This is a genomic window from Pseudomonas sp. Tav-5-1A, from assembly GCF_055755055.1.
In genome coordinates this window covers 364,077-380,491 of record NZ_CM146901.1, presented here as the reverse complement: position 1 = coordinate 380,491, position 16,415 = coordinate 364,077, and the positions used below count along the sequence as shown (strand labels likewise).

The 16,415-nt window shown below is 53.9% G+C and carries 15 protein-coding genes; 10 read left to right on the top strand and 5 right to left on the bottom strand.

Annotated elements, in window-relative coordinates:
* Nucleotides 1-788: 788 nt before the first annotated feature.
* The 6 genes from AC0J42_RS01835 (at nt 789) to AC0J42_RS01810 (ending at nt 8,234) form a co-directional block, all read left to right on the top strand.
* Nucleotides 789-1,118: a Panacea domain-containing protein gene (locus AC0J42_RS01835; protein ID WP_473005116.1), complete on the top strand. Its 330-nt coding sequence runs from the start codon at nt 789-791 to the stop codon at nt 1,116-1,118.
* Between the two features lie 189 nt (nt 1,119-1,307).
* Nucleotides 1,308-1,589, top strand: coding sequence for a HigA family addiction module antitoxin (locus tag AC0J42_RS01830; RefSeq protein WP_473005115.1), 282 nt, complete (start codon nt 1,308-1,310; stop codon nt 1,587-1,589).
* A gap of 788 nt (nt 1,590-2,377) precedes the next feature.
* A complete protein-coding gene (locus AC0J42_RS01825; RefSeq protein WP_473005114.1) occupies nt 2,378-3,277 on the top strand; it encodes a HamA C-terminal domain-containing protein in 900 nt (299 codons plus the stop codon).
* Entirely contained in the window at nt 3,274-5,820 is a 2,547-nt protein-coding gene (locus AC0J42_RS01820) for a DEAD/DEAH box helicase (protein WP_473005113.1), read from the top strand. The genes AC0J42_RS01825 and AC0J42_RS01820 overlap by 4 nt, the downstream gene beginning before the upstream one ends.
* Before the next feature lie 346 nt (nt 5,821-6,166).
* Entirely contained in the window at nt 6,167-6,931 is a 765-nt protein-coding gene (locus AC0J42_RS01815) for a hypothetical protein (RefSeq protein WP_473005112.1), read from the top strand.
* Nucleotides 6,932-7,283: 352 nt separating this feature from the next.
* Nucleotides 7,284-8,234, top strand: coding sequence for a hypothetical protein (locus tag AC0J42_RS01810; protein ID WP_473005111.1), 951 nt, complete (start codon nt 7,284-7,286; stop codon nt 8,232-8,234).
* Between the two features lie 597 nt (nt 8,235-8,831).
* Here the strand turns inward: AC0J42_RS01810 and AC0J42_RS01805 are convergent.
* The gene (locus AC0J42_RS01805; protein WP_473005110.1) at nt 8,832-9,131 is read right to left on the bottom strand and encodes a helix-turn-helix domain-containing protein; all 300 of its coding nucleotides are present in this window, start codon (nt 9,129-9,131) and stop codon (nt 8,832-8,834) included.
* Nucleotides 9,132-9,327: 196 nt separating this feature from the next.
* Between AC0J42_RS01805 and AC0J42_RS01800 the strand changes: the two genes are divergently transcribed.
* Nucleotides 9,328-9,636 carry a hypothetical protein gene (locus AC0J42_RS01800; protein ID WP_416421964.1) on the top strand — a complete coding sequence of 103 codons (309 nt, stop codon included), beginning with the start codon at nt 9,328-9,330 and terminating at the stop codon, nt 9,634-9,636.
* A 259-nt stretch (nt 9,637-9,895) separates the two neighbouring features.
* Here AC0J42_RS01800 and AC0J42_RS01795 read toward each other — a convergent pair whose 3' ends face one another.
* The 3 genes from AC0J42_RS01795 to AC0J42_RS01785 form a co-directional block, all read right to left on the bottom strand.
* On the bottom strand, nt 9,896-10,291 hold the full coding sequence (locus tag AC0J42_RS01795; RefSeq protein WP_473005109.1) for a hypothetical protein: 396 nt from the start codon (nt 10,289-10,291) through the stop codon (nt 9,896-9,898).
* Nucleotides 10,288-10,866 (bottom strand): hypothetical protein, encoded by a 579-nt coding sequence (locus tag AC0J42_RS01790; RefSeq protein ID WP_473005108.1) that lies wholly within the window; start codon nt 10,864-10,866, stop codon nt 10,288-10,290. Before AC0J42_RS01790 ends, AC0J42_RS01795 begins: the two co-directional genes overlap by 4 nt.
* A 159-nt stretch (nt 10,867-11,025) precedes the next feature.
* Nucleotides 11,026-12,237, bottom strand: coding sequence for a sensor domain-containing diguanylate cyclase (locus tag AC0J42_RS01785; protein WP_473005107.1), 1,212 nt, complete (start codon nt 12,235-12,237; stop codon nt 11,026-11,028).
* Between the two features lie 137 nt (nt 12,238-12,374).
* Here AC0J42_RS01785 and AC0J42_RS01780 point away from each other — a divergent pair, with 137 nt between their 5' ends.
* From AC0J42_RS01780 to AC0J42_RS01770, 3 genes are all read left to right on the top strand, one after another.
* Nucleotides 12,375-12,794 (top strand): PH domain-containing protein, encoded by a 420-nt coding sequence (locus AC0J42_RS01780; protein ID WP_416421959.1) that lies wholly within the window; start codon nt 12,375-12,377, stop codon nt 12,792-12,794.
* A 190-nt stretch (nt 12,795-12,984) separates the two neighbouring features.
* Nucleotides 12,985-15,162 carry a TonB-dependent receptor gene (locus tag AC0J42_RS01775; protein WP_473005106.1) on the top strand — a complete coding sequence of 726 codons (2,178 nt, stop codon included), beginning with the start codon at nt 12,985-12,987 and terminating at the stop codon, nt 15,160-15,162.
* 152 nt (nt 15,163-15,314) lie between these two features.
* Nucleotides 15,315-15,761 carry a DUF3828 domain-containing protein gene (locus AC0J42_RS01770; protein ID WP_416421957.1) on the top strand — a complete coding sequence of 149 codons (447 nt, stop codon included), beginning with the start codon at nt 15,315-15,317 and terminating at the stop codon, nt 15,759-15,761.
* A 71-nt stretch (nt 15,762-15,832) separates the two neighbouring features.
* Here the strand turns inward: AC0J42_RS01770 and AC0J42_RS01765 are convergent, their stop codons facing one another.
* Entirely contained in the window at nt 15,833-16,327 is a 495-nt protein-coding gene (locus AC0J42_RS01765) for a hypothetical protein (RefSeq protein WP_416421956.1), read from the bottom strand.
* Nucleotides 16,328-16,415 lie beyond the last annotated feature (88 nt).

The window sequence follows — 16,415 nt, the reverse complement described above, 5'->3', positions numbered from 1 at the left end:
AGCCATCGGGCATTGCCGGCGCCTGAAGATTACATCCATGCCAAAAACGAAAAAACCCGCTTTGGCAGCGGGTTCTCACGATAACTTTTTAGCTAGTAAATTCAGGCCGTAATCCCGATTTACGTTCCTCACTGGACACGTCAGCAGAAGGCAAATGCTACGACTCGACCGACTGCACTGTCAACACAAACACTTAACACCATGTTTCTTCATCTCACGACTATAGTTTAACGAACCATTCCATTAAATCCGAACCTAAGCAAACGACATAACCAGATATAATTGATACGGAAATCCGTCCCGCAGCCATTCCAAAAACACATTACCATCTGCCCGCTCTCACTGCTGACACTCAATGAGACGACCGGAGCCCGCTCAGATTTCAAGCCCCACTTCCACGGGCTCGTAATCCGTGCCGGACTCGCGCAGTGGGTCACCCGCCCGGCCGCCTCACTGGGCACAGTCAGCAGACTGTCCGAAGGCATGCGTGTTCCGGTAGGCACGCTGGAGGCTTGGCCACCGCTAAGGAGGCCAAGGTATGTGGAAGTTAATCCGAAACGTACTGAGCTTCTTGTGGTTAGCAAACCGTGCTTTTCAAGCATGGAACTACCTGCGAGACAGCATTGACGATCTGCTGTAAATAAGCGTTGGGTTCGCCTCGGCTGTTGGCTGGGGTGGACTCTTTGAATATTGTTATTGTGCAGTCGTCCACAATTACATCCCGTCAAACCTAACGTGACACGAAATTGAACTATGCGAATAGTTTGATCGCGCGGACAAAGGGCCAAATGCAGGTGATGAAAAATATGACCCATGCGGTCGATGTCGCTGCCTTCATCCTCAACCAGCAAGGTGAGATGCCCGCTATTAAGCTGCATTCTCTTGTTTACTACAGCCAGGCATGGTCTCTGGTCTGGGACGAAACACCGCTCTTCCCAGAACGAGTCGGAGCGTGGGCAACAGGACCAATCATTCCCGAGCTATACGCCCACCACGGGCACCTCTTTATAGTAACGGCTGGCCACATTCCAGGAAGCCCGTCTGCGTTGCAGGATTTCCAGGTTGAAACGGTGGAGGCAGTTATCGGGGACTATGGTGGTGGCACACCCACTGGTTAAGTAAGCTCACACGGGCCGAGTCGCCTTGGAAGGACACAAGGCGCGCCGTCCTCCACGCTCCGGTGTACTACAGGGGGATAATTCCATTACCTGCAATGGCTGAATACTACGGTAGTCTTTGGGCAGCCAAGCCATGATTTTGAAAGCTATCGTTGACGACTGAAGAGAACGAAACTGGAACCCAAGCCGATGTTCAACCCTCCTCACCCAGGTGAGTCTCTTGAAAAAGATGTCCTCCCTGCCCTTAACATCAGCATCGCGGTGTTCGCACGGCGTATGCACTATCCCCTGAAACACATGATGCAAATTTTCAGGGGCAGCGCGCCGATTACTGCTGACCTGGCCATACGCCTGCAGCGCGCCGGAATCGGCAAAGCGCACATGTGGATGGGCAGGCAGGTCGCTTGGGACCTTTGGCAGGCTGAACAGCGGCGCCAGCCTGTAATCGAACACATGCCACGGTTTGACTGAGCAACTGTAGCCGCTGCCGAAGACTGCGCCAATCCTCAAGCCAACCACCTATGCCCCGTTGCTCATTCGCATCGAAGCAATGCGCGCCACTGTCGACGCCTGTACACCACCCACATCGGCGGTGTCTCAGCACCCTGGACTAAGCCCGTTTCCTGGGCGTACCAACGTTGCACCTCCCTCTGGAGCGATCGGCGTTTGGGGAGGCTGCCTCGAACTCAGTTGAATCCCACCTCAAGAACGTTGTTATGCCCCCGTCCTAAAGCGTGGCTTTGCGGCATTTCCCCTCGTGACAATCGGCGTGACAAACGCCGATGTCACCAGCAACAACCATGTAGATGATGGTGCCGCAGACCAAGGAATGGACTGCACCTGACCGACAGTCAGGCATGCCCCGGTCATCGCATTGCTGCGTTCACCCGGCTCAGGATCTTCAGGCGCTGGTCTAGTCAGCCAGCGCTGCCTCCCCGCCCACCGGTAACGGTGCTCAGGAGGCCAGATCATGAGATGCCCTTGCCCCCCGACGTAAGGAGCCGCCGGTCCCGCGTTAGAGGACATCCCCACAGGTCGCGGGGGACTTGATCCCTGATAACACTCAACATTCTTGGCGGGATGACGTGGGGTGAATGCGGTGGTAGCCGTCAGAGGACGACAACAAGGCTTGAGAAATTTCTGCATGAAGCAGGATGAGGGCGCGGGCTTGAATTGGCCAGACACATAATGGCATGCTGCCATACAAATAGATTCCTCCTCAAAACACACACGCCAAAGAATATGGATGTCAAAAAGAAATGGACTTAACACTCGAGAGCGATGAATTTCTCAATGGTTTTGATCATCTGGACTGCCATACAGTTAAGTCCAACACAATAGATTTGTTTTCGCTGAAAATCAATGCCAACGAATTCAACTACACATCTCTACAAGAAAACTTGATAGACCCGCTTGTTAACTACTCGCTATCTCGGAAGGTAAGAACAGAATATCAAGGAAAGCCTGCAACTCTATCTAGAAAAGCACGAGAAAAATTTCTGGAATATCTGAGAAACAGAGGAGAGCTTGGCGAGCTATTACTTTATTGCTTCTTAGAGTCACATCTGAAAGCACCTAAAATACTATCGAAACTCGAACTTAAAACCTCCACAAGCCACTATGTAAATGGCGCCGACGGCGTACATTTCGCAAAACTAGGCGACGGAAACTTTCAAATAATATTTGGCGAATCCAAAACAGAAGAAAGTCTAACCACTGCACTAAGCCATGCATTCAAGTCAATATTCGAATTTAAGAACGAAATCAATTCTTCAGGCGTAAGTAAAAGCGGACTACCCTATGAAAAGGGGTTAATCAGTGACCACCTAGAAAAAGAAACGTTCAGCGATGCCGAAAAGAGTTTCATAAAAAGCATCATATATCCTAAACGAGACAACAAGTTCGAAGTAGACGACGCCTTTGGGATATTCATTGGATATGAAATTACCATTGAGGATGCTGATCGCTGGCTCCCAAATTCAGAATTTAGAAAGAAGACTCAGGATAAAATCAAGAAAGAAATTCAAGAGCGCCTTAGCCATATCGAGAAAAAAATCACCGAATACAAGCTATTTGGTCACCGATTTTATATCTATATCTTACCATTCACAGAGCTCTCTAAGACCAGAACCAAAATCCAGGAGGAAATTACAAAATGAGGTTCTTTGAAGAGCTATCAAACGAAGCACTCAATGACGAGTACTTTCGGGAACTGTTAGTTAAACTCGAAACTATTTCGGCACAAAATTTTTTCAAAATTCCTGTCACCAACATCACGCCAAAAGAGCTAACTGACTCCCTTCGTTTCGCAGACATACTTTCACGATCAGAAAACCCTGACGCAAAAAACAAATCTTACAAAATAGTCAGCTTACTATCTGAATCGCATCAAAAAGACGAAACCTTTTTAACATTCGCAAAGCCAATACTTATCAGGCTAGGCAATTTCCCCGCCTTAAGCTATTTAGAAGATAGCTTGGGGGTAGATGTCAAATCACCTCGAGAAGTGGTTTTTGAAAAGATCATCAAAGAAACATTTCACGCTATCCCGAATAGCAGCCACACGTTTACAGACTCACAGTATGAAATCTACGAGAGTCTCAAAAAAAACAACCATTTCAGCTTTTCCGGCCCTACATCTATCGGCAAGTCTTTTATCATCAAGGCCTTTATCCACCATTTAATACGTGAAAGCAACGGAAATGACAACATTGCCTTACTGGTTCCCACCAGGGCGCTTATAAATCAAGCAGAAAGCCAAATAAAGTCGGAGTTTTCGCAATACACTCAATACAAAGTACTTGCTCATCCGATAATCCCAAAAGCCTTGAAGAGAGAATCCAACAAATTTATCTTCATTTTCACCCCCGAACGCTTGATATCCTACTTATCAACCACCGACAACCCCAAAATCGACTACCTGTTCATTGACGAAGCGCACAAAATAGTATCTGAGAGCGATACGCGAAGCCCTCTTTATTACCACGCCATTCTTCAAGCCGAGAGAAAAAGCGTCAAGCTTTACTTTGCGTCCCCAAACATTCCAAATCCTGATATCTTTTTGCGTCTATTTGAGAAAAGCGCAGAAGAATCACTCTGCGTGAAAAGCTCTCCTGTTTCTCAGAATAGATACTTTTTAGATTTAGTTGAAAAGCGAGGAGTACTTTTATCCGACTCTGAAAGTGAGATAAATCTTTCCTTGGAATTTGATTCCAACGACTTAAACCACTGGATTAAAAAACTATCCAGCGGAGAAAAGAGCATCATATATTGTAACTCAAAATCTGACACTATCGAACTAGCCCTCCAATTTGCAGAAACGTTGCCAGCAAAAAATATCAAGGAAGTGAACGAAGTAATTACGCTCATCGAGCAGCATCTGCATAAAAAATACTATTTAGTCGATTGTTTGAAGAAAGGCGTAGCGTTCCACTTTGGTAATTTACCGCAGCGTATTAGAGAGCGGATAGAGTGGCTTTTTGAGTCTAAAAAGATTGACTACCTTTTTTGCACTTCCACGCTTCTAGAAGGGGTGAACCTCCCTGCCAAAAACATTTTCATATTGAGCAATGCTATTGGACTAACGAAATTTACGGATATTGACTTTTGGAATCTTTGTGGTCGCGCAGGCCGACTCACAAAAGAGTTGTCTGGCAACATAATATGCACCCGCGCATTCAACAAAAAAAACCGATGGGATAAGCCTGAAACAGACCTGAATGTAGTCAAACAAAAGAAAATAAAGAAGCTTGAACCGCAGATAATTTCTGGGAAAGGAAACTTTTACAAAAATCTTGAATCCGCCTTGAACGGAAAAGAATTTACCAAGAAAAAACCCTCTGCACATCAAGTAAGCATCTGGAAGCACTATGCGAACATTGCGCTAATCCATGAGGTGCGCGGTGATGACTCAGTCCTTAGATCAAGTTTAATAAACAGTAGCAATACGGGACAAGCCACATTAAAAGCAAAAACCGCATCTATTGTCGTGCCGCAGAAAATTCTAGAGGCATGCTCAGGAATAAAACCTGAGTACCAAAATGAAATTTACAAGAACGCTAGAGCCAGCACGTCTCTATTGCCTGAAGAAATCACATACGAGACTGCTCTGGCCGCATTAAGATCGCTGAGCAAATTTTATCGTTGGCCAGACGAGGAATCTTCTGGGAAATCACCTTTGTATACCTCCGCCGACGTTCTAAAATATTACGCCGTGTTAATTTCAGGCTGGGCAAATACCAAACCTCTCCATTTGATGATTCAAACTGCCCTGGACCATTATGAAACCAAGGGCGAAATATGGATCACAAACGAAACCATCCCTTTCGATAAAAACAACAAAAAACACTTAAATGTCGTTATCAACAACCTAATATCAGACATCGACAACTTCATACGCTTCAAAATCAGAAGCTACTTTGAAAACTACAACCTGCTTATAAACTCATGCCTTGGCGATACTGCTGAAGTCCCCAACTGGGCTGAATATCTTGAATACGGCACTACTGACTACAGAGTAATCGAACTACAAAACTACGGAATACCTCGCCATCTCGCACTGTATTTGATTGAAAACCACGAAAGCTCAATGAGTTTTGACGACAGCAATAAAGCACCATTCGAAAAGAAAAAAATTCTTGAACTCATGGACAAAGAAAGCGACGAATTCAGAGAGCTAAGCGAGCTAGAGCTATACTACTAACATCGTTAAATGGAGAATCACTGTGTCCATACTAAACAATGCAATTGAGTCAATTCAACTTGGAATGGAGGATTTCCATAGCGATGATCCCCGCCGGGTGCAGTCTGCCATACGAAACTTGTATGCAGGGATCCTTCGGCTGCTAGCTCGACGTCTAGAAACCTCATAATTTTCAAGCTCTGAAGGGGACCTGATCCTGATAATAATAACCGGCTGCAATTAACCCAAAGCGGCTTGTCAACCTCCACAGACGATTACCAAGCTCACGAGGACTGTGGCGGTTCAGTTGCTGCCAGCGTTGATGATGTATGTTTAATTTTTATAAAACCGTTAAGAGCCTCTTCCTATGACTGATGAATCCCCGCTGCCATCTCCACAGCAACACGTGAGTCCGTACATTTATCTGTCTTCACTATATTTCGTTACAGTCGCCGCTCTCTACCTATGGGGGTACTGGTCCCCGTTTAACGTAAATATCCTTGAGTATTTGAGCCTCGCTGACATTGTGAAAGCATCCGCCTACCCCATTGCATCAACGTTTGGGTTTTTGGCACTTGGCGCAGTGCTGGGTGAAGCTACAGGAGGACGTCGCGATCTACCGTCAGGAGGAGGAAGCAAGGCACTCCCTGGAAGGTTCTTTCGTAAATACAGGTCGCTGATCGGCCTGTCTTATATTGTGGGGACATTGACGTTTTTATTCCTAGGGCCTAGTGAAAAATGGCAAATTGCGCTTCCAGTTCTCCTAGCTATTCCCATCACGGTTTTCGCAAAAGAATGGAGCTTTCTGAGGTCACTCATTCCCTATGAGCAGCCTCGTTCGTTATGTATTTTTCTATTTGCCATTCTACCCTTCTATGCCTTCGGTCAAGGCCAGATGACGGCAGCCGCAATCATCGACGGAAGTAGGTTTGAGTATGTACTCCCGCCAACCGGTAGCGTTTCGATTCTGGTGGATGCAGACCCGACGAAGAACGTTCGCTTCCTAGGCCATGCAGGAGACTTTCTTTTCTTTTGGGAACCCGAAAAATCGATATTGGACATTTCAAAGTTCGAAGATGGCAAGACATTACGTCTTAGAAGGTTCGAACGCCAAAATCGGGCGATTCATTAATCAAAGAGATGCCTTAGCACTGGAAACTACTGCACTTAGGTATGGAATGGGTGGACGGATGTCCACTCGTAGCCACGGCAAGAGCATGAACAAGATTACGCTTCCGTGTTGAAGATTTCTTATTCCACCGGTGTTGGGACTGAACCGCTCTCAGGACTTCGCATCAAAGTAACGCTACTATCGCTGATGAGGCAGCCAGCGATCTCAATCGACAAAACCGGCTTGAATTTGACCGTTGGGCAAACCCTAGATATCCTACACAAGCAACCACACTCTGACATTCCTAGCATAGCCACCCTCAGGTAAGCGGCAAAAGAATTGTGAGTCTTTATCTATAAGTTAAGGGTTTCCCGTGCGGCAGAAAGCGACGACTGAAAAAAAACTTTTTAATATGAAAGTCTTAGCAAACACGTTGAAGGCTGCTCTGATGGACGTATTTTCGATATTTATCGCCTCGATTCTAGGCGCTGCGCTTGTTCTAGCCAGCTTTCATAGTGAGTTTTTCATAGGCTTTATCGCTTATATCGCCTCCATTGTCATGGTTGCAGCCGGAATATATGCCGCGAAGAAATGGTCAAATGGGCCCTTAGCACATATAATAAACATTTTTGTAACCTCACTAGTGTGTATAACTTTTACCTTCAATGTAACCCAGATTTTAGCAGGGTTTACATTTCGCTATATGGGCGGCTTTGAAAGTAAGCTTTTGAATGATTTTGCAGAAAAATATGCGCTGCCCGGATCTGAAGGTTTGCTTCTCGCGTGGACGATTATGACGAGTTTTTGTCTCGTTTTCGCGAATCGCTGGGCAAATGAAAACTTCAAGGAAAGTCCTATACCGGTAAAGAACCATAGCGCAATTAAGAGGTTGTGCAGCCTAATATTGTGGCTAACCTCGACCCCGACAAACATCATACTTGTGGCATTACTTCTGACTGGATCTCTTTGGCTTGCAGTGGTACACAAAGATATAACAATTTTTGCTGCCGCAGGGGGGCCAGTTACCATCATTGGGCTCTTCTCGACCATCCAATTTACTACTCTTGAAAAATATCTAAAACTGGAAGAATTGGTTGCAAACAGTACTGGGGTGACTGGCCCACCCATTTCCGAGGATGACTACGTTAGAATTATTGGACAGAACCAAGACGCCGCTCGGAGACGTTTGGGTCTTGAATTGAAGTCGGAGCTGACTGGAATTGCCCTGACAGTTTTTGGGACACTGCTTTGGGCTTATGGAACATATGTGCCAATTACCTCCTGGATTGAAAAACTCCAAAATTTCGCAAATTTGGCGTCTTAGCCAGTGGGCCCTGCAAGCCTGGTTAATGCTCATTCTATGCTCAGGGAAAAAAGTCGCAGGATGGGGGCTTAATCGTCCACGTGAGGAAGCAGGTTTGAGGCATTGATAGGTTCACGAGCGCCTGATTTGGGGCGTTTTCTGACAATCAAGAGAGGCTGAAAACGACCCAAACCTGTCTACCACGTGTATACGATTTTTTTGAAGTCATCGGGCCAGTGTCGCGCTTTCTAAAACTATGGAATTAGGGGCATATTGTTGGATTGCCTACAATACAGCTTCGCGATCTTTTTCGATAATACCTGCCCCCAACGTTACAGTCATGTGGTCAAGCATTAAGGTATTTATCGGAAGATCTATAAAATGAAGATCTGACGATGGTGCGACACCGGACAGTATGTGGAGCCATCTACGGCTGGCAGGTGCACTTCAACATTGGACATCCGTTTCCCCCAGGCTGGTTGATTAGCATTGAAGTTAGCAGAGTTGCCCGAAATTTTGCCCGCCAGCCCATCCGCCAAGAGCAAATACTAGCTGTTTAGATTTCTGGACGCCATCAAGATTCCAGCAACAAAAGGGGCCGCTCAAGCCGCAACCTACTCACCCCTCCCCAACCACCACCCCCATCACCCGCGCCCGCTCCTCCCCCGACATCCGATAAAACGCCACCAACAACCGCGCCTCATCATCATCCTCGCTATAAAAATACGAAGCAGGCAGCCTCAACACCGCAGCAATCTGCCTAACCATCTCCGGGTTCGGCACGTGCTTGTCCTTCTCATACTGATTCATCCGCGCGCTAGCCGACGCCGGCTCAATCCCTGCTTCGATCCCCAACTGCTCCTGGGAGATCCCTGCCGCTTTCCGTGCTTCCTTCAACCGCTTGCTGAACGTGCTCATTTTTTAGCCGCGTAAAGGCTAAGAGATTCTTAGATTCACGTTGACCGCATACTAAGACTTCCTTAGTATTCGGCAGAATCTGTGCTTTCTTGAGGGAAAGGACGCCTGGGCGCAGTCATGATGGAAGGCTGCGTCATTGCCTTTTAGGCGCGAAGCGAGGTGGTTTGATGCCGGGCTTCCGCAAGGATTAGCTGCTGTGAATATCGATAAGTACCTCCGTAAGCTGCAAAACGAGCTTCAGCAGTTCATCGGTTCTGGCGAGCCGGTGGAGGATGAGTTGCTTCAGGATTGGCAGACGATGCTGGGCATCGTGATCCTTGAAGTGGAGGCGTTGAGGGGGGCGTTTCAGGGCGCGGCCGACGTGCATGATGGGATGGCGCTGATGGCCAAACTGTTGGATTCGGCGCATACGGATCAGCTGCCGGCGGACGAGGTTCGGTGCCTGATTGAACCGTTGCGGGAGCGGTTGGGTGCGGTGATTGAGGACGCTCGGCAGGCGCTTTAGGTCAGCGATTTGGCTGTGGATAACTTGGTCGCGGTGGGTGCGGTAGGCGCCTGTGGAAAATCTCTAAGCGCGTGTTGTGGATATTTTTACCAACAACACAAAGCACCCTAAAGCCCGAATCAAAACCAAGTTATCCACATGTATAACTCATTGATGTTAATAGTTTTCCCTGCACAACCGCAGCGTTATTTTCGCGGGCAGAGCCCGCTCCCACACAGAAATTGGCGGCCAAACGGCCTGTGGATAACTACCCAGAACATCACGCCTTGAGCCGCCGCCTCAACCCCATCAGCACCCCCGTCATCCACCACAAATGCCCCGCCACCGCTCCCCCCACCACCACAACCAAACAGAACGCCACCCGCGCCGAGTCGTACACCGCATACGCCCCCAACCCTCTCTCGCGCGCCACTCCAAACGCGTGCCAAACGATCTCCAGCACATCCGGCAAGAACACCAGCACCACCAGCAATCCCATCGCCGCCAACGGCAGGCACCGGCCGAACAGGGCGGCCTCGACCACGGCCAAGGGCGCGTGGCGATCATGGGTGGGCACTGCCAACCGAGTGGCGTGGTTGATCTCCTGGTACCAGGCGCCGTAGAGAATTGCGACCACGGCCATCAGCAGGCTGGCCGCCGAGATGGCGTCGCTCATGGCACGTACACCGCCGGGGTGGCGCCCAGTTCTGCGCACAAGCGGTCGTAGGAGGATTTGGTGATTTCGTAGGTGGACACGCTGCCGCGCTTTTTGCTGACGGAGGCCAGGGTGCCGTCGAGGGTGGCGAGTTTTTTGTTGAGTTCTTCGATCACGTTGACGCTGCTCATGGTCACCAGGTACGGGCCGGTGGCGGTTTGGGCGGTGGCGGCTTCGAGTACCACTACCAGGGTGGCGTCGATGGCGTCGCGCAGCAGGTATTGGTATTTGGAGATGATGGAGCGCAGCAGGCCGCGGCTTTCGCTGGGGGTGGTCTGGAAGATTTTGCTGACGGTCTGTTCGTCGGGGATGCGCCGGCCGAAGACGTTTTCCACCAGCAGGAAGAGGCGGTATTCGTGGATGTCGGTGCCGCGCTTGAAGGCTCGCTGGCCGCGCATCATGCCCAGGTATTCCTGCAGGGCCGAGGTGGCGTAGCCGGCCATGGCGGTGGGGAGGGTGGCGGTGGGGGTGCCGATGATCTGGGCGATTTCGGTGAGTTCGGCGGGGGTCAGGGGTAGATCGAATTCGATGCGCATGGGGTGGTTTCCTGTAGGTTCATGAGCGGGAAGCCGTGGGCTTTGTCGCGATGATCCGTAAGGGGATGCGCGGAAGAAGTAGGAAATTTCCGAAGCGGGTGAATGGTGGGGTTGTGGGGTGCTTGAGGGCCAGCGCAGCCTGGCGGCAGCGGCTACGGGTTATTCGGCAACCACGCGGTTGCGGCCACTGGCCTTGGCGCGGTACAGCGCCCGGTCGCTGCGGCCCATCGCCGCCTCCGCCCCGCCATCGCCTTCGCGCAGGTCGCTGACGCCGATGCTCACTGTCAGCCCTATCACTTGCCCGCCATGCATCAACGGCGTTACCGCCAGCATTTCCTGCAAACGCACGGCGAAGGCGCAGGCTTCGCGGCTGTGGGTGCCGCGTAGCAGTACGGCGAACTCTTCGCCGCCGATGCGCCCGGCGACGTCGGTCTTGCGCAGTTGGGCGCTGAGGATGCTGGCGAAGTGTTTCAGCGCCAGGTCGCCGGTGGCGTGGCCCCAGCGGTCGTTGATGTGTTTGAAGTGGTCGAGGTCGAGCATCAGCACGCAGGCGTTGTTCTGCTGGGCGTTGAGTTGTTGCATGAAGTGGCGGCGGTTGGGAAGTTGGGTGAGGAAGTCGATGCTGGCGTGGGCCTGCAGGTCGGCTTCCAGGCGCTTGCGCTCGGTGATGTCGGTGGTGGTGCCGATCATGCGCAGGGGGTTGCCGGCGGCGTCGCGGGCGACGACTTTGCCGCGGCTGTTGATCCATTTGTAGGTGCCGTCCTTGCAGCGGATGCGGTGTTCCACTTCGTAGGCGCTGGTGCGTTGCTGGAAGTGCGCCTGGATGGTGGCTTGCACGAAGGGCAGGTCGTCGGGGTGAACGCGGTTGTAGCTATCGCTCAGGTGCGGGGTGAGTTCGTGGGGCTCGTAGCCCAGCAGGGCTTTCCAGCCGGCGGAGTAGTGGATCTGGTTGTTGGCGACGTCGCGGTCCCACACGCCGGTGCCGCTGTTGTCGATGGCCAGGGCCAGGCGGGCCAGTTGCTGGCGGGTGGCGGCTTCCTGCTGCTCGGCCAGCAGGGCGGCGGCGGCCAGTTGCACCAGGTCGTGCATCAGTTGCAGTTCACCGGGGTGCAGCTGCTGGCGGCCCAGCAAAATGAACGCGCCCAGGGGCTGGCCGGCGGCATCAAGGATGGGCGTGGTGCTGCGCGGCACTTCGGCGTCGCCGCGCGGCGCGGTGCCGCTGCTGGCGCGCAGCACGGGCTGGCCGTCGCGGGTGTGCATGAGCATGGCGCAGGCGACGGCGAACTGTCGTTGCGCCAAGCGCGTCAGGCCCTGGAAGCGCTCGTCTGCGGTCACGTCGGTCTGTGGGGGCTGTTCGCTATCAGCGTCCACGCTTGTCACCATGAAGAAGGCCTGGGGCCATCATCGCACAGGTTGGCCGGGGGGCAACCGTCTGTCCGACGGGTGTGCTTGCCGTTGCGCCGGCTGGGGGTGGTAGAGTCCTGCGCATCAACTGCAAGGAGTTACCCGTGGCGAGCAAAACCTATATCGAGAGTTCCCTGTCGACCGGCGAACAGGTCGAGGCTATTTTCAAGCTGCACTGGCTGAGCTGGGTGAATGTGTGGTTCTGGGTGCTGCTGGCGGTGCTGACCGTGGGCATTTTGTCGCCGGTGGCCATCTACAAGTGGCTGAGCCTGCGCTGCCAGGAGAACGGCGTGACCAACAAGCGGGTTATCCACAAGCGCGGGATCATCAGCCGCACCACGGACGAGATGAAGCTGTCGTCGATCGAGACCGTGGACCTGGACCAGACGGTGATGGGCCGGTTGCTGGGCTTCGGCACGGTGCGCATCACCGGCCGCGGCATCAGCGACCTGGTGCTGAAAGGCATCGACGACCCGTTGCAGGTAAAACGCCAGATCGAAGGCGTCAGCAACCCAGTGCGTTAAACCTTCCCCCGTAGCAGCTGCCGAAGGCTGCGTCCAAGGCCAGCCCCCCATGCGCGGCGTATGGGACGCGGCCTGCGGCCGCTGCTACGGGGATGTGTAAATATAACGCGAATACGAATATGTTTTATTTACAACTTGTTACAATCCCTCTATCTTTCCGCACCCTCGTTCGCCCCTCTGCGGAAAACCCATGCTCACGTTCACCCCATCACGCCTGCATACCGCCCTGTTCTGTAGCACGTTCGTTACCTTGATGCCGCTGGCCCACGCGGCTGACATCACCTTGCCGTCCACGGCCGTGGACGCCGTTGCTGACGCCAAGACCCAGACCAAAGAGCTGCCGTCCTACAAGCTGACGGCGCCGTTGATCGACACCCCGCGCTCGATCACGGTCATTCCGCAGGAAGTGATCAAGAAGAGTGGCGCCACCACCTTCACCGATGCCCTGCGCACGGTGCCGGGCATTACCTTCCTGGGCGGTGACGCGGCGGCCAACCCGTCGGCGGACCGGCCGGTGATTCGCGGCTTCGAGTCACGCAACTCGATCTTCGTGGACGGCATGCGCGACACCGGCGTGCAGAACCGCGAAACCTTCGATGTGGAGCGCATCAGCGTGATCAAGGGCCCGGACTCGGTGTACGCCGGGCGCGGCGCGGTGGGCGGCAGCATCGATATCGAGACCAAGACGCCGAAGCTGGTGGACTCGCTGGACGCCAGCGTTGGCGTGGGTACCGATTCCTACAAGCGCACCACCCTGGACGTGAACCGGGTGATCGACGACAGCACCGCCTTCCGCCTCAACGTGATGGGCCACGACGCCGACCAGCCGGGCCGCACCGATGTGTTCAGCAAGCGCTGGGGCATCGCGCCGTCCATCGCGTTCGGGCTGGGCCAGCCGACCACGGTCACGCTCAGCTATTACCACTTGTCCACCGACGACATGCCGGACTTCAGCGTGCCGTTCCACGCTGCCGGTGGCACCCCAGCGTCGGAGATCAGCCGCTCGCAGTTCTACGGCCTGAAGGACCGCGACTACCGCCGTGGCCAGACCGACACCGGCGAGATCCGCGTGGAGCACGAGCTGGACGACAACTGGAAGGTGAAGAACACCACCACCTACGGCCGCTCGACCCTGGATTACATCGCCACCAACCCGCAGTTCGTCAGCGCCACGTCCAACCAGTTGCAACTGCAGGCCAAGAGCGGCAAGTACGCCACCAACACCCTGGCCAACCAGACCGAGCTGACCGGCCAGACCTCGCTGTTCGGCCTGGACAACACCGTGACCACCGGCATCGAGCTGAGCCACGAGAAGAGCCAGTACGAGGGCTACCTGGTGGCCGACAGCACCGGCAAGAACATCCGTACCGGCGGCAGCTGCGCGGTGGCCGGCAACTGCACCTATATCGGCCAGTGGGACCCGGACATGGACTGGACCGGCACCTCGACGCTGAACGGTGACAGCTTCCCCGGCAAGCCCACCTATACCACTACCAACACGGCATCGGCCTACGCCTTCGACAGCCTGAAGCTGTCGGAACAATGGCTGCTGAACACCGGTGTGCGCCTGGATTACTACAACATCCAGGCCGAGCAGTCGGGCGCCGCCGACCTGCAGAACATCGCCAACCTGTTCAGCTACCAGGTGGGCCTGGTGTACAAGCCGGTCACCAACCTGAGCCTGTATACCTCCTATGGCACCTCGGCCAACCCGCCGGGCGCCAACGGTGGCCTGGGCGGTGGCAGCGACCAGCTGACCGCCACCAACAATGACCTGTCGCCGGAGCGCAGCCGCAACATCGAGGTGGGCGCCAAGTGGGACGTGCTGGACAGTCGCCTGTCGCTGACCTCGGCGATTTTCCAGACCGACAAGACCAATGCCCGTGTCAGCGATGGCCTGGGCGGCATCGTCAACGCCGGTTCCCAGCGCGTGCGCGGCGTGGAGCTGGGCGCAGCGGGCGACCTGACCAGCAACTGGCGCGTGTTCGGTGGCTATTCCTACCTGGACGCGGTAACCACCGACGCCGGCCCGTCCAACCCTACCGGCAACGGCCTGCCGATGGTGATGGTGCCCAAGCACAACGTCACGCTGTGGACCTACTACGACATCACCCCGGACTGGACCGTGGGCGCCGGCATGAAAGCCTCCAGCCTGACCTACGCCTCGGTCAGCGCGACGACGAAGAAATGGACCCCGGGCTACTCGGAATTCGACGCGATGACGTCCTACAAGATCTCCAAGTCCATGGACGTGCAGCTGAACCTGAAGAACCTGTTCGACCGCAAGTACTTCGCCTCCTCGTACCCCATCTACGCCACTTGGGCAGAGGGGCGTTCGGCGCAAGTGACGCTGAACTTCCACTACTGACCGCCGCTGCATGAAAACGCCACTCGCCTGAGTGGCGTTTTCATTTGTGCGTGGTGCAACTGGCCCTGCCCTGCCCGGTCTCTGTACTATGCGTGCTGTTTTGTGCGCCTTTGCTGCGTCAACCCCTCACTCATTCTGTTGGGTAACTGATCATGAAGCGTCTGCTTTCCCTGTTGTGTGTATTGGCTGGTTTCCACCTTTCCATCGCCATGGCCGATGCCCCTGCGTCGGCCCAGCAAACCACCCAGAGTTTCTACGCCTGGTACCTGAAGCGGCTCAGCGACGACAAGGTGCCGCTGGATGACAACCCGCAGCAGATGCAGCAGTACGTGGCCGACAGCCTGATCAAGTCGATCGACAAGCAGGCCAAGAGCGAGGACGGGCTGGACGAGGATTACTTCATCAAGTCCCAGGACTACGATGACTCCTGGCTGACCCATATCCAGGTCACCGAGACGGCCGCCAAGGGCGCGACCGCCCAGGAAAACGTGGTGCTGGGCACCACCCAGGACAACAGCCAGGTGCTGAAGGTGACGCTGGCCAAGGACAAGGACAGCTGGAAGATCACTGCGGTGGAGATTGTTCCTACCGAGCAGTGATGTTTCCGGTTGGCGGCGGTGCATGGGACGCGGCCTGCGGCCGCTGCTACGGGGCGGTGTGTTAGGCGGGCTCAGTCTTCCTGGATCTGGTAGTGCTTGAACGACTTCACCACCGCGTCGAACGCCTGGCCATCGGCCTGCTGGTGCTGGGCATCGGTGCGCAGCCGCAGGGTGTAGTTGATGCCGTCGTCCGGGCCGGTGCTGCGGTATTCGACGATCACCCGGCGCACCGCCTGGCTGTCGCTCCACTGGGCCTGTTCGGCGGGCTGCGCGTCCAGCACCACGGGTGAGCGCTGCACGCCGCCCGGCTCCACTTCCGACAATTCGCTGTCCATCACCGCCCGGGTGCTGCCCAGCATGGCTGCGTCGTAACCGGCGTTGACGGTGATCTCGCGGTCGCCACCCAAAGGGATCAGCACACCGTCATCCGTACCACTGCCCTGGTAGGCCGTGGGCACCCCAGGCATTACGCCAAAGCCGAAAGCAATATTTTGATACTCGATTTGGCCGTCGAGTTTCACCATACCGTCTACCATTTCCTGCTGGGCCGCGCTTAGGGCAATCATTTCCCCTGCACCTGCCGGCACAACTGCGCCTACCATCAGGCTGGCGAACAAAGCCAGCGACGTGGCCCCCAAACGAAGATGCAAATGC

Coding starts and splice junctions, on each gene's coding strand:
- AC0J42_RS01835 (WP_473005116.1), top strand. CDS start 789: ATGCAGGTGATGAAAAATATGACCCATGCGGTCGATGTCGCTGCCTTC.
- AC0J42_RS01830 (WP_473005115.1), top strand. CDS start 1,308: ATGTTCAACCCTCCTCACCCAGGTGAGTCTCTTGAAAAAGATGTCCTC.
- AC0J42_RS01825 (WP_473005114.1), top strand. CDS start 2,378: ATGGACTTAACACTCGAGAGCGATGAATTTCTCAATGGTTTTGATCAT.
- AC0J42_RS01820 (WP_473005113.1), top strand. CDS start 3,274: ATGAGGTTCTTTGAAGAGCTATCAAACGAAGCACTCAATGACGAGTAC.
- AC0J42_RS01815 (WP_473005112.1), top strand. CDS start 6,167: ATGACTGATGAATCCCCGCTGCCATCTCCACAGCAACACGTGAGTCCG.
- AC0J42_RS01805 (WP_473005110.1), bottom strand. CDS start 9,131: ATGAGCACGTTCAGCAAGCGGTTGAAGGAAGCACGGAAAGCGGCAGGG.
- AC0J42_RS01795 (WP_473005109.1), bottom strand. CDS start 10,291: ATGAGCGACGCCATCTCGGCGGCCAGCCTGCTGATGGCCGTGGTCGCA.
- AC0J42_RS01790 (WP_473005108.1), bottom strand. CDS start 10,866: ATGCGCATCGAATTCGATCTACCCCTGACCCCCGCCGAACTCACCGAA.
- AC0J42_RS01775 (WP_473005106.1), top strand. CDS start 12,985: ATGCTCACGTTCACCCCATCACGCCTGCATACCGCCCTGTTCTGTAGC.
- AC0J42_RS01770 (WP_416421957.1), top strand. CDS start 15,315: ATGAAGCGTCTGCTTTCCCTGTTGTGTGTATTGGCTGGTTTCCACCTT.
- AC0J42_RS01765 (WP_416421956.1), bottom strand. CDS start 16,327: ATGATTGCCCTAAGCGCGGCCCAGCAGGAAATGGTAGACGGTATGGTG.